Source organism: Cupriavidus sp. SIMBA_020 (assembly GCF_046535395.1).
In the GTDB taxonomy this organism is placed as follows: Bacteria; Pseudomonadota; Gammaproteobacteria; order Burkholderiales; family Burkholderiaceae; genus Cupriavidus; species Cupriavidus campinensis.
Genome location: NZ_JAWRWU010000007.1, coordinates 102,544 through 115,641, shown reverse-complemented (window position 1 = coordinate 115,641; position 13,098 = coordinate 102,544). Strand labels below are relative to the sequence as shown.

The window sequence follows — 13,098 nt, the reverse complement described above, 5'->3', positions numbered from 1 at the left end:
TCGAATTCGAATCGCGAGCCATGTCCTCCCCCATTCATTTCTCCTCGGCGGTGCGCCGCACCCCGCTGGCGGCCGTTGCCGCCTTTCTCGTCACCGCCGGCTTCACCGCTGGCGCCTCGGCTCAGGAAGCCGCGACTCCGGTTGCCCCTCAGGCCGCCCCGCAAACCCTCAAGGAAGTGGTGGTCACCGCCAATCCGCTCGGCAGCGACCTCAACGACATGGTCGCGCCGGTCTCCACGCTCGGCGGCGACGCACTGGCCGTGCGCCAGGCCAGCACACTCGGCGAGACACTGAACAGCCTGCCCGGCGTGACATCGACCTATTTCGGCCCGAACGCGAGCCGGCCGATCATCCGCGGGCTCGATGGCGACCGCATCAAGGTGCTCCAGAACGGCGGCTCCACGCTGGACGCCTCCACGCTGTCCTATGACCACGCGGTGCCCATCGACCCGCTGGTGGCCGAGAAGATCGAGGTGGTACGCGGCCCGGCGGCGCTGATGTACGGCGGCAGCGCCATCGGCGGCGTGGTGAATGTGATCGATAACCGCATCCCGCGCGACCCGATTACCGGCGTGAGCGGCGCGGCGGACGTGAGCGGCACCATCGGCGGCGACAAGGGCCGCAACGCCAGCGGCCTGATCGAGGCCGGCAACGGCCAGTTCGCCGTGCACGCCGATGCCTTCGTGCGCCAGACCAGCGACCTGAAGATCCCCGGCTTCGCGCGCAGCGGCAACCTGCGCGCCACCCAGCCGCTGCCCGAGGGCGAGAGCGAGGCCTACGGCAAGATTCCGAACACCAACGCGCACCAGGAAGGCGGCGCGATGGGCGGCGCCTACACCTGGACCGATGGCTTCGTCGGCGCCAACTTCTCGACCTATCGCAACGACTACGGCACCCCGGCCGAAGCCGATGCGCGCATCAAGATGCGCCAGGACCGCTACGCGGTGGAGGGCGAGGCGCGCAACCTGTCGAACAACACCGGCGGCTTTATCGAGGCGGTGAAGGGCAAGTTCAGCTACACCGACTACGAGCACCGCGAGATCGAGGACGGCGAGACCGGCACGATCTTCAAGAACCACGGCTGGGACGCCCGCCTGGAAGCCACGCACGGCAAGATCGGCAACATGACCGGGGTGATCGGCACGCAGTTCGGCCACACCAACTTCTCCGCGCTGGGCGAGGAGGCGTTCGTGCCGAGCACCGCCACGGACAACGCCGCCATCTTCGTGTTCGAGGAAATGCCGCTGGTGGCCTCGGGCGACCTGAAGCTGAACCTCGGCGGCCGGCTGGATCACAGCAGCGTCAAGGCCAGCGCCAACGGCAACGACCGCTTCAGCGATGCGAACCGCAGCTTCAACGCGGGCAGCGCCTCGGCCGGGCTGCTGTGGAAGCTGGACCCGGTGTGGTCGGTGACCACGAACCTGTCCTATACCGAACGCGCGCCCACGTTCTATGAGCTGTACGCCAACGGCCCCCACCTGGCCACCGGCTCGTACGAGGTGGGCGACCCCAACGCGAACAAGGAACGCGCCACCTCGCTGGACCTGGGCGTGCGCTTCAAGCAGGGCGCCCATAGCGGCTCGCTCTCGGGCTACTACAGCCGCTTCCAGAACTACCTGGCGCTGGTGAATTCGGGCAGCTTCCGCGACGCGGAAGGCAACGTGGTGGCCGCCGGCAGCGACGGCGCGCTGCCGGAGTTGCAATACCTCGGCGTGCCGGCCACGCTGTACGGCTTCGAGGCCGAGGGCAAGACGCGGCTGCTGCAGAAGATGCTGACAACCAGCGACACGCTGGACTTCGAGGCCCGCGCCGACTACGTCCACGGCGAGAACCGCAACACCGGCGAAGCCCTGCCGCGCCTGTCCCCGCTACGGCTGGGCGGCGCGCTGGTCTACGGCGCCGGCCCGTGGGGCGCGCGCATGGACGTGAACTGGAACGCACGCCAGAGCCGCGTGCCGAGCGGCGACACGCCGACCGACGCGTACACCACGCTGGGCGTGGCGCTGACGTACAAGCTCAAGGTATCGGGCGTGCAGACGCTGTTCTACGTGCGTGGGGACAACCTCACCAACCAGGAAGCCCGCAGCGCCACGTCGATCCTGCGCGACATCGCCCCGCTGCCGGGCCGCAGCGTCAAGATCGGCATGCGGACGTCGTTCTAAGGGTCAGCCCCCCGAGAACCACTCCGGCACCAGCGAGTACACCGCCGCCGCAACCGGCCTGCCGCGCAGGATCAGCCGGTTGCGGGCGATGCATTCCAGCGTGGCGCCGATCTTCACCGCCACGGCGCGGCTCGCCACGTTGGCCTCGGCCGCCACGATCTCGATGCGGGTCAGGCCGAGCCCGTGGAAGCCATGGCAGGCCATCATCGTGGCCGCGCCGGCCGCCAGCCCCTGCCGCTGGCGGCTCTCCCGAATCCAGTAGCCCAGGTTGCCGAGGTTGTCCTCCGGCCGGATCTGGTTGATCGCCACGCCGCCGTACAGCTCGCGGCCATCGGGCGAGAACACGCCGATGTCGAACGCCGAGCCATCCGCCATATTGGCGTCGCAACGCGCGAACCACTCCTGGGCGTCCAGCGTGTTGTAGTCGTGCCGGGCCCACGGCATCCAGGCGCCGACGGTGCCCATCGACTCCCGCACGGCCGCCGCGAACGGCTGCACATCGGCCGCACGGAAGGGCCGCAGCATGAAGTCCTTGCCCCGCAGCGGCGGCATCATGGCGCGGGGGCCTCAGTCGCGGTTGTGGACGGTCTCGCCGTCCAGCGCCAGCGCGCCCACTGCCGCCAACCCGCGCAGCGTCTGGGCGAACACCGTCTCGAACGGCGTCTCGGCCATGAAGCGCGCGTGGATGCGCTGCATCAGCGGCGTGCCGTGCATCCACGCCAGCAGCGCGGCGCGCGACATCGACTGCTGCTCCAGCAGCTTGAACTTCACCAGCACCTTCACCGCATGGCTGGCGTTGCGCAGCGGGTCGCTGCGCAGGTGGGCCAGCCGGCCCTGCGCCCGCGCCACCGCTTCCGGCACGTCGCCGAATACCCGGCCATGGCCGGGAATGACAATGCGGGCGTCGAGTTCGGCGATGCGCGCCAGCACGGCGGCCTGTTCCGCGAAGCCGCTTTCGCCGTCGAGCTCCGGAAAAATCACACCGAAGCCGTTTTCCCAGAGCGCGTCACCCGAGATCAGGATGCGCGGGCCGGGGGCGAACAGCATGACCGCGTGCGGGTCATGACCCGGCGCGGCCACTACGTGCCAGTCCAGGCCGCCCAGACGCAGGTGGTCGCCATCGTGCAGCAGCGCGTCGAAGGTGAAGCGCTGGCACTGCTGGCCGGTAGCCACGAAGCTCAGGGCGTCGTCATCCCACGCGGACACCGCCGCCGCCTCGGCGGCCGGGATCGACGTGTGCGGCTGCCAGCGCGCCTGCAGCGCGGCGTTGCCGCCGCAATGGTCCGAATGGAGATGGGTGTTGATGACCTGCCGCAGCGGCCGGCCATCGAGCGCCGCCGCGACCAGGGCCTCGGTCTGGGCGGCGTGGGTCAGGTAGCCGGTGTCGACGAGCGCCGTGTCGCCGGTCTCGTCATCGACCAGCAGCACGTTGTTGGCCGACAGCCAACCGCGCTCGAATACGCGGACGGAGGATGGCAGCGAGGGAGGGAAAGTTAGCGGCGCGCTCATGCCCCGTCTCCGCCCAGCCACGCCACGCGCGCGGGCAGCAGCGCCCACACGCGCCGGCGCTCGGCGTCATCGGCCTGGGACCAGCCGGCGATTTCCTCGATGGTGCGCAGGCAGCCTTCGCAATAGCCGGTCACCGGGTCCATCTTGCAGACGTTGCGGCACGGGGACGCCACCGGCGATGCCTCCAGCGCGGCAGCGGCGCCGCGCGTGAGGTCGGCCTGCAGGCGGCGCGCGGCGGGCGGGAGCACGGCGGACATCGCGCGGGTCAGCTCGTCACCGGCGCCACCGGCGCCGCCACGTCGGCAACTTCGGCGCCGGTCATGGCCTGGAGCTGGTGCGGCGTAAGGTTGAACACCGCGTGCGGATGGCCGGCGGCGGCCCACAGGCTCTCGTAGCGGAACAGGTCCTGGTCGAGCAGCATCACGGGCGGCACGGCGTGGCCGATGGGGCAGACGCCGCCAATCGCATAGCCGGTCTTCTCGCGCACGAATTTGGCGTCGGCCTTGCCCAGCGGGCCCACGCGGGCGGCTACCTTGGCCTCGTCCACGCGGTTGCTGCCGCTGGCGATGACGAGCACCGGGGCGTCGTCCGCCACGCGCCGGAAAATGATCGACTTGGCGATCTCCGCCACGCTGCAGCCGAGCCCGGCGGCGGCTTCGGCCGAGGTCTTGCCGGTGGCCGGCAGCATCACCACCGGGCGGTCATGGCCGATGCCGGCGAGCAGGTCGGCCACGCGCTGCGCGGCGTCGGGCAATTCGCCGAGTTCGTTCGGCTCGTTGGATGCGGGGGACGCGCTCATGGGTGGATTCTCCTTATCTATCTATATAGGGGGCAGCTCAGGTGCAGACCGCCGCGTCGTCCGCCGCCGCCCACTTGGTCAGCAGGGCGCGGCCCACGCGCGAGTTGTTGGGGCGACCGATTGCCTGGGAGATGTAGTCGCCGGTGCGCACCACCGCTTCCAGGTCGATGCCGGTATGCAGCCCCATGCCGTGGAGCATGTAGAGCACGTCCTCGGTGGCCACGTTGCCGGTGGCGCCCTTGGCGTACGGGCAGCCGCCCAGCCCCGCCACGGACGCGTGGAAGATGCCGATGCCCACTTCCAGGCTGGCCAGGATGTTGGACAGCGCCTGCCCGTAGGTATCGTGGAAGTGGCCCGAGAGCCGGTCGATCGCAAACTCCATCGACGCCGCGCGCATCACCTCCTGCACCCGGGTGGGCGTGCCCACGCCGATGGTATCGGCGATGTCGATCTCGTCGCAGCCCAGGTCGCGCATGCGGCGCACCACGTCCACCACGTCGTGGACGGACACCTCGCCCTGATACGGGCAGCCCAGCGTGCACGAGATGCTGCCGCGCAGCCGCACGCCGGCTTCCTTGGCGGCAGCCGCCACCGGCTCGAAGCGGGCGATGGACTCGGCGATCGAGCAGTTGATGTTCTTCTGCGAGAACGCCTCGCTGGCCGCGCCGAAGATCACCACCTCGTCGGCCCCGGCCGCCACGGCGCCCTCGAAGCCGCGCAAGTTCGGCGTCAGGGCCGAATACAGCGTGCCGGGGCGGCGCTGGATGCGCGCCATGACCTCGGCGCCGTCCGCCATCTGCGGCACCCACTTGGGCGAGACGAACGACGCGGCTTCGATATTGACGAAGCCCGCGTCGGTGAGCTGGTTGATCAGTGCCACCTTGACGTCGGTGGGCACCATCGCTTTCTCGTTCTGGAGCCCGTCGCGCGGGCCCACTTCGACGATCTTCACGTACTGGGGCATGGTCATGGCTGTCTCCTCGCTTCCTTGTCTGTGCGTGCGGCGCGGCTCAGTAGCCGCGCTGCAGGTCCACCACGCCGGCAATCGGCTTGCCCTCGGCCAGCGCGCGGATCTTGCCGGCGATCTGGGCGATGCTGTCCTCGCGCAGCGTCAGCGCGGAGATATGCGGCGTGATGGTGATGCGCGGCTCCTGCCAGAACGGGTGGTCGGCCGGCAGCGGCTCGGTGCGGAACACGTCCAGCGTGGCGCCGGCGATCTGCCCTTCGCGCACGGCGGCCAGCAGGTCGTCTTCCACCAGGTGCGGGCCGCGCGCCACGTTGATCACATAGGCGCCCCGGGCCAGGCGGTAGAGCAGGCCGGTGTCGATGATGTCCTCGGTCTCGGCGGTCAGCGGCAGCACGTTCACCAGCACGTGCAGGCCGTCGAGGAAGGCGCGCTGGCCATCCTCACCATGGAACGATTCCACGCCATCCACGGCCTTTGCCGAGCGGCTCCAGCCGCGCACCGGGAAGCCGAAGCCCGCCAGCGTGCGGGCGATGTGGGCGCCCAGCGTACCGATGCCCATCACGCCGATGGTGAAGTCGGCGCGGCGATGGGGCTTGAGGAATTTCCACGTGCCGGCGCGTTCCTGGGCGTCGTAGGCGTCGAGCTTGCGGAAGTAGCGCAGCACGGCGGCGGTGACGTATTCGGCCATCTGGGCGGCCATGCCGGCGTCATCGAGCCGCACGATGGGCACGCCGGCCGGCAGCGCGTCGGGGTCTTCGTCGCGCAGACGCAGGATGCCGTCCACGCCGGCCCCGAGATTGAACACGGCGCGCAGGTCCTGGCGGCCGCGCAGCATGGCCACGGGCGGACGCCAGACCACGGCGTAGTCGGCGGCCTCGCCCTGGCTTTCCTCCCACTTCAGGCATTGCGCCTCGGGCAGCGCCTCGGCAAAGCCTTCGATCCAGGGTTCATAGCGGCCATCCGGCACGTACAACTGCAACTTCATCTCGACTCCAGTTCTTTTCGGGGGTGTTGTGGGGGCATTTTGGCACGGGACGGCGTTCGCCGGTCAGGCGCCAGCCGCCTCCGCCACCGCCACCGCAAACGCCAGCAGTTGCGCGCCTTCCGCCACCTGCTCGCCCACGCCGTAGAGCACTTCGCTGACCACGCCGTCGGCGGGTGCGCTGATGGTGTGTTCCATCTTCATGGCTTCCATCACCAGCAGCGGCGTGCCGCGCGTGACGGTGCTGCCCGGCTGGACCATTACCGCGATCACCTTGCCCGGCATCGGCGCGGTGAGCTTGCCGCCCTCGCTCTCGGCCTCGCCGGCGTGGGCCAGCGGGTCCAGCCACGCCAGTTCCGTGTGCCGGCCGGCCGTGAAGACGTGGAACATGTCGCCCTCCACGTGTACCTGGCCGTGGGTGCGGCGGGTGCCCAGGTCCACGCGGATGTCATCCGCCTTGAACACATAGGCGAACGGCGCTGCCTGATCGGCATAGATCAGCGTGCTGCGGCGCGGGTCGGCGCGCAGCACCACTTCCACCTTGTTGCCACGGTGCGAGAAGTACAGCGTACGGGACTCCCGGCCGTTCAGGCGCCACGGGCCGGCGTGGGTCCACGGCGAATGGCGGTCGGCCTCGTCGATGCGGCGCGTGCGCGTCTCGCGCTCGAGCAGCGCGGCCACGGCCAGCGCAATGGCCTCCATGCCGGCCGCCTTGGGCGGCGGGAACAGCACGGACTGGTTACGTTCGATCAGGCCGGTGTCGAGGTCTGCCGTGCGGAACGCCTCGGATTTGACCAGCCGCTGCAGGAAGGCGACGTTGGTTTGCAGCCCCACCACGTGGTAGCCGCCCAGCGCCTGCTCCATGCGCGCCAGCGCCGCGTCGCGGTTGGGGCCCCAGACGATCAGCTTGGCGATCATCGGGTCATAAAACGGGCTGATGGTGTCGCCCTCGCGCACGCCGGCATCGATCCGCACGCCTGCCGGGCCGTGGGAGTCCCCGCCAAGCATGAACTGCACCGCCGGCGGCGTGCGCAGGAAGCGCAGCGTGCCCGTGGACGGCAGGAACTGGTTGTCGGGGTTCTCGGCGTAGATGCGCGCTTCCAGCGCGTGGCCGTGGATGTGGAGCTGGTCCTGCGTCAGCGGCAGCGGCTCGCCGGCCGCCACGCGCAACTGCCACTCCACCAGATCCTGGCCGGTAATCATCTCCGTGACCGGATGCTCCACCTGGAGGCGGGTGTTCATCTCCATGAAGTAGAACGAGCCGTCCTGATTGGCGATGAACTCGACCGTGCCGGCGCCGACGTAGCCCACGGCCTTGGCCGCCGCCACCGCCGCCTCGCCCATCGCGCGGCGCCGTTCCTCCGTCATGCCGGGCGCGGGGGCCTCCTCCAGCACCTTCTGATGGCGCCGCTGCACCGAGCAGTCGCGCTCGAACAGGTAGACGCAGTTGCCGTGGGTGTCGGCAAAAACCTGAATCTCGATATGGCGCGGGCGGGTCAGGTACTTCTCCACCAGCACCTTGTCGTCGCCGAAGCTGGCCGATGCCTCGCGCTTGACCGAGGCCAGCGCGGCCTCGAAGCCCTCGCCCGCCTCCACCACGCGCATGCCCTTGCCGCCGCCGCCCGCGCTGGCCTTGATCAGCACCGGGTAGCCGATGCGGTCGGCCTCGCGGCGCAGCAGCGCCGGGTCCTGATCCTCGCCGTGGTAGCCGGGCACCAGCGGCACGGATGCCTTTTCCATCAGCTGCTTGGCCGCGCTCTTGCTGCCCATGGCGTGGATGGCCGAGGCCGGCGGGCCGATGAAGACCAGCCCCTCGGCGGCGCACGCCTGCGCGAATGCCTCGTTCTCGGACAGGAAGCCGTAGCCCGGGTGGATGGCCTGGGCACCGGTCTCCTTGGCCATCTCGATGATGTGGTCCGCGCGCAGGTAGCTGTCGCGCGCGGCCGGGCCGCCGATATGCACGGCTTCGTCGCAGAACGCCACATGGCGCGCGTTCGCGTCCGCATCGGAGTAGACGGCCACCGTGCGGATGCCCAGCCGGCGGCACGTGGCCGCCACGCGGCAGGCAATCTCGCCACGGTTGGCGATCAGGATCTTGTTGAACATGGCTCCTCCTTTGTTTCCCTTGTTATCCGGGGGGCGGCCAGTTGCTTACCTCACGGCAGGGCCGTCATCCCGCGTAGCCTTCCGCGCGGATGTCGAGCCGGGCCAGCAGCGCGCGGTCGCGCTCGGCCTGCGGGTTGCCGGTAGTCAGCAGCTTTTCGCCATAGAAAATCGAATTGGCGCCGGCCATGAAGCACAGCGCCTGCAACGCTTCGTCCATGGCCTCGCGGCCGGCGGACAGGCGCACCATCGCGCGCGGCATGGTGATGCGTGCCACGGCAATCGTGCGGACGAACTCGAACGGGTCCAGCGCTTCGGTGCCCGCCAGCGGCGTGCCCTCCACCTGCACCAGGTTGTTGATGGGAACCGACTCGGGGTACGGGTCCAGGTTGGCCAGCTGGGCGATCAGGCCGGCGCGTGCCTCGCGCGCCTCGCCCATGCCGACGATGCCGCCGCAGCAGACGTTGATGCCGGCGCCGCGCACGTGGCCGATGGTGTCCAGGCGGTCCTGGTAGGTCCGCGTGCCGATGATCTTGCCGTAGAACTCGGGCGAGGTATCGAGGTTGTGGTTGTAGTAGTCCAGGCCGGCGTCGGCCAGGCGCTGCGCCTGCTCGGCCTTGAGCATGCCCAGCGTCACGCAGGTCTCCAGGCCCATCGCCTTGACCTCGCGCACCATGTCGATCACCGGCTCCAGATGGCGGTCCTTCGGGCTGCGCCAGGCGGCGCCCATGCAGAAGCGCGTGGCGCCGTTGGCCTTGGCGTTGCGGGCGGCCTCCAGCACGGCGTCCAGCTCCATCAGCTTCTCGGCCTTCACGCCGGCGTCGTGGTGCGCGCTCTGCGGGCAGTAGCCGCAATCCTCCTCGCAGCCGCCCGTCTTGATCGACAGCAGCGTGGAAAGCTGCACCGTGTTGGCGTCGAAGTGTTCCCGATGCACTTGCTGCGCGCGGAACAGCAGGTCGTTGAACGGCAGCGCGAACAGCGCGGCGACGTCATCGACACGCCATGCGGCGTTTTCGTCACGCTCGGCGGCGGCTTGCAGGTTGCGGGCGGACTGGCGCAGGGCGTCGGCGGAAATCGTGGCGACGGTCTGGGCGGGGGTCTGTTGCGATTGTTGCGTCATGATCTTTTTGGGGATTCTGTGTAGTCGGGGCTCAGTCAGCGTACTGGGCCACGGCGGTGTATCGGATATGCGGCGGCATGCTGGCCAGCAGCGGGGCGAGGTCGAGTTCGGTCGCCGCCACGGCGGGGGCCACCTGCCAGGGCAGCTCGCCCAGGCAAGGCGCGCCGAGCGCGTCGTGCAGCGTGGCGATGTTCTCGCACGGCAGCAGCATGTCGGGGTCGATGCGGTTGGCGATCCAGCCGGCCAGCGTGAGCCCGCGCGCGCGCACCGCATCGGCGGTCAGCATCGCGTGGTTCAGGCAGCCGAGCCGGACGCCCACCACCATCACCACGGGCAGGTTGAGCATTTCAGCCAGGTCGGCGGTGTTCCAGCGCGCGGCGCCCACGTCGAGCGGCACCTGGAAACCGCCCACGCCCTCCACCACCACGGCTTCGGCGCGATGGCGCAGCGACGTGAACGCGGTCCGGATCGGCTCGCGCGTGATGCGCAGCCCCTCCATGGCCGCCGCCAGGTGCGGCGACACCGGCGTGCGCATCAGGAACGGGCACATCTCCTCCTGCGGCACGATCACCGAGCCGGCGGCGCGCAACTGCTCCACGTCGTCGTTCTGCCAGCGCTCGTCCAGCCACTCGCCGCCACTCGCCACCGGCTTCATGCCGACCGTGGTGTAGCCCGCCGCGTGCAGCGCGTGCAGCAGCGTGGCCGTGGCGTGGGTCTTGCCAACGCCGGTATCGGTGCCGGTCACGAAACAGGCCACGCGGCCCGGCCGGTTGTCCCCGCCTTTGTCCTCGCCTTGGTCCTTGTCGATGGATTTGTCGATGTCCGTCATGCGGCCTCCCGGTGCGGGACCGCCCGCGCGATGGCATCTAGCAGCCGTTGCACATCCTGCGCGGTGTGCGAGGCGGACAGCGTGATGCGCAGCCGCGCGGTGCCGGCCGGCACGGTCGGCGGCCGGATCGCGCCCACGCGGATGCCCTCGGCCTCCAGCGCGGCGGACAGCGCCAGCGCGGCGGCGTTGTCGCCCACGATCAGCGGCTGGATTGCCGTGTCGCTCTCGCCCAGCGTCCAGCCGGCCTGGGCGGCCAGCCGTCCCAGCCCGTCGCGCAGCGTGGCAATCAGGCCGCCCAGTTGCGCGCGGCGCTGGCGCCCTTCCTCGCCGGCGATGATCGTCAGGCTGGTCAGCAGCGCGTGCGCCACGGCCGGCGGCGCCGCCGTCGTATAGATATAGGGGCGCGCGGTGTTCACCAGATGCTCGATGATCGTGGCGTGCGCCGCCACGAACGCCCCGGCCACGCCGGCGGCCTTGCCCAGCGTGCCGATATAGATCAGCCGTTCCGAGCGCAGGCCGAGGTGCTCCAGCACGCCCCGCCCGTTCTCGCCCAACGCGCCGAAGCCGTGGGCATCGTCGACGATGATCCACGCATCGTGGCGCTCGGCCAGTGCCAGCAGGCCAGCCAGCGGCGCGATATCGCCATCCATGCTGAACACGCTGTCGGTCACGATCAGCTTCAGGCCGCCGGTGTGGGCGGCGAGCTGGGCGTCCAACGCGGCCAGATCGCCATGCGGATAACGCTCCACATCGGCACGGGCCAGCCGGGCGCCGTCGATCAGCGAGGCATGGTTCAGCGCCTCGCAGAACAGCGTCGCGCCGGCGGTGCCGAGCGAGGTCAGCACGGCAAGGTTCGCCATATAGCCGGTGCAGAAGTACAGCGCCTGCGCCTGCGGGATATGCGGCGCCAGCCACCGCGCCAGTTCCTGTTCGAGCTGGGCGTGCGCAATCGAATGGCCGCTGACGAGGTGGGAGGCCCCGCTGCCGGCGCCATAGCGACGCGCGCCATCGGCCAGCGCCTCGGCAATCGCCGGATGGTTGGCCAGCCCGAGGTAGTCGTTGCTGCTGAAGGTCAGCAGCGGCACCGGCCTGGCGTCGATGGCGCCCACCGACTGGTGCGGCGCGCAGGCCGTGTGGGCGATGCGGCGCCGGCGCGTCAGCGCCTGGGCTTCGCGGTCGGCGGCGGCGCGGGTCAGTTGCTCAAGCAGCATGGCGCACCTCCGGCATCGGTCCCGCCACCGCGTGCAGCGTGGTGAGCAGCTGCTCGCCTAGCCATTCGGCGAGTTGCTGGTCGAACACGTACGGCGGCATCAGATAGATGGTGTGGCCGATGGGGCGCGCCAGCACGCCCTGTTCGCGCGCGGCCAGATGGAAGCGCGACGCAAAATCGGCGCCGGCGACCTCCGGGTCCACATCGGCAGCCCAGATCATGCCGCGCTGGCGCACGTTGACCAGGCGCGGGTCGGCGGCCAGCGGCGCCATGGCGTCGGCCAGCCAGCGGGCGCGCTCGCGGTTGCGGGCGAGCACGTCTTCCGCGTCGAACAGGTCGAGCGTGGCCAGCGCGGCGCGGCAGGCCAGCGGGTTGCCGGTGTACGAGTGCGAATGGAGGAAGCTGCGCGCAATGTCGTCGGCGACGAAGGCGCGCTGGATCTCCGGCCGCGACAGCACCAGCGAGAGCGGCAGGTAGCCGCCGCTGATGCCCTTCGACAGGCACAGGAAATCCGGCCACGCGTGGGCGGGCAGCGCCTCGCCCTCCTGACGCTCGCGCGCCTGCTCCCAGGCGAAGAAGGTGCCGGTGCGGCCACAGCCCACGGCAATCTCGTCGGCGATCAGGTGCACGCGATAGCGGTCGCACAGCGCGCGGGCGCCTTCCAGATAGGACGGGTCGTACATCGCCATGCCGGCGGCGCCCTGCACCAGCGGCTCGACGATCAGTGCGGCAATCTGGCCGGCGCGTTCGCGCAGCAGCGCTTCCAGGTCGGCCAGCGTGCGGGTGGCGACATCGGCGGCGCTCTCGCCAGGATTCGCCTGGCGGGCGTCCGGCGACATCACCACGTGGGCGCGGCGCGTGAGCGGGGCGTAGGCGTCGCGGAAGATCGCCACGTCGGTCACGGCCAGCGCGCCCACCGTCTCGCCGTGGTAGCTGTGGCGCAGGCACACGAACTCGCGCTTGGCCGGCAGGCCGGTGTTGTGCCAGTAGTGGAAGCTCATCTTGAGCGCGATCTCCACCGCCGACGCGCCATCGGACGCATAGAACGTATTGCCGAGCGCGCCGCCGGTCAGCGCCGACAGCCGCTCGGCCAGTTCCACGGCCGGCGCGTGCGTGCAGCCGGCCAGCATCACGTGTTCGAGCGTCTGCATCTGGTCCGCCAGCGCGGCGTTGATGACCGGGTTGGCGTGGCCGAACAGGTTGACCCACCACGAACTGATGGCGTCGAAGTAGCGGCGGCCGTCGGTGTCGATCAGCCACGGGCCTTCGCCACGCGCGATGGCCAGCGGCGGCTCGTTGGCGCCCGCGTCGGGCCGCAGGCGCGTGCACGGGTGCCACACGGCGCGCTGGCTGCGCGCGGCGAGTGATCCGTCAGCCGCTGGGGAAGAAAGGTGTTCCGGATGTGCCAAGGGAAGCC

12 protein-coding genes are annotated in these 13,098 nt (G+C 70.2%); 1 reads left to right on the top strand and 11 read right to left on the bottom strand.

Annotated features, from left to right (window positions below; all coding sequences use genetic code 11):
* Nucleotides 1–20 precede the first annotated feature (20 nt).
* The gene (locus tag SB751_RS15415; protein ID WP_410748210.1) at nucleotides 21–2,162 is read left to right on the top strand and encodes a TonB-dependent receptor; all 2,142 of its coding nucleotides are present in this window, start codon (nucleotides 21–23) and stop codon (nucleotides 2,160–2,162) included.
* Nucleotides 2,163–2,165: 3 nt separating this feature from the next.
* Here SB751_RS15415 and SB751_RS15410 read toward each other — a convergent pair whose 3' ends face one another.
* The 11 genes from SB751_RS15410 to bioA form a co-directional block, all read right to left on the bottom strand.
* Complete coding sequence (locus tag SB751_RS15410) at nucleotides 2,166–2,714, bottom strand: GNAT family N-acetyltransferase (protein ID WP_149137608.1); 549 nt, start codon at nucleotides 2,712–2,714, stop codon at nucleotides 2,166–2,168.
* Between the two features lie 15 nt (nucleotides 2,715–2,729).
* On the bottom strand, nucleotides 2,730–3,671 hold the full coding sequence (locus tag SB751_RS15405; RefSeq protein ID WP_410748209.1) for an MBL fold metallo-hydrolase: 942 nt from the start codon (nucleotides 3,669–3,671) through the stop codon (nucleotides 2,730–2,732).
* Nucleotides 3,668–3,928: a DUF1289 domain-containing protein gene (locus SB751_RS15400; protein WP_144199224.1), complete on the bottom strand. Its 261-nt coding sequence runs from the start codon at nucleotides 3,926–3,928 to the stop codon at nucleotides 3,668–3,670. The genes SB751_RS15405 and SB751_RS15400 overlap by 4 nt, the downstream gene beginning before the upstream one ends.
* Before the next feature lie 8 nt (nucleotides 3,929–3,936).
* Complete coding sequence (locus SB751_RS15395; protein WP_410748208.1) at nucleotides 3,937–4,470, bottom strand: YbaK/EbsC family protein; 534 nt, start codon at nucleotides 4,468–4,470, stop codon at nucleotides 3,937–3,939.
* Between the two features lie 37 nt (nucleotides 4,471–4,507).
* Nucleotides 4,508–5,440: a hydroxymethylglutaryl-CoA lyase gene (locus SB751_RS15390; protein WP_144199228.1), complete on the bottom strand. Its 933-nt coding sequence runs from the start codon at nucleotides 5,438–5,440 to the stop codon at nucleotides 4,508–4,510.
* A 40-nt stretch (nucleotides 5,441–5,480) separates the two neighbouring features.
* The gene (locus SB751_RS15385) at nucleotides 5,481–6,422 is read right to left on the bottom strand and encodes a 2-hydroxyacid dehydrogenase (RefSeq protein WP_144199230.1); all 942 of its coding nucleotides are present in this window, start codon (nucleotides 6,420–6,422) and stop codon (nucleotides 5,481–5,483) included.
* 63 nt (nucleotides 6,423–6,485) lie between these two features.
* A complete protein-coding gene (locus SB751_RS15380) occupies nucleotides 6,486–8,525 on the bottom strand; it encodes an acetyl/propionyl/methylcrotonyl-CoA carboxylase subunit alpha (RefSeq protein WP_211943018.1) in 2,040 nt (679 codons plus the stop codon).
* A 64-nt stretch (nucleotides 8,526–8,589) separates the two neighbouring features.
* On the bottom strand, nucleotides 8,590–9,642 hold the full coding sequence (bioB, locus tag SB751_RS15375) for a biotin synthase BioB (RefSeq protein WP_144199234.1): 1,053 nt from the start codon (nucleotides 9,640–9,642) through the stop codon (nucleotides 8,590–8,592).
* A 31-nt stretch (nucleotides 9,643–9,673) separates the two neighbouring features.
* Entirely contained in the window at nucleotides 9,674–10,471 is a 798-nt protein-coding gene (gene bioD / locus SB751_RS15370; RefSeq protein ID WP_211943017.1) for a dethiobiotin synthase, read from the bottom strand.
* Nucleotides 10,468–11,682, bottom strand: a complete 1,215-nt coding sequence (gene bioF / locus SB751_RS15365) for an 8-amino-7-oxononanoate synthase (RefSeq protein ID WP_410748207.1) — start codon at nucleotides 11,680–11,682, stop codon at nucleotides 10,468–10,470. Before bioF ends, bioD begins: the two co-directional genes overlap by 4 nt.
* Nucleotides 11,672–13,090 (bottom strand): adenosylmethionine--8-amino-7-oxononanoate transaminase, encoded by a 1,419-nt coding sequence (gene bioA / locus SB751_RS15360; protein ID WP_410748206.1) that lies wholly within the window; start codon nucleotides 13,088–13,090, stop codon nucleotides 11,672–11,674. The genes bioF and bioA overlap by 11 nt, the downstream gene beginning before the upstream one ends.
* Nucleotides 13,091–13,098: the final 8 nt, after the last annotated feature.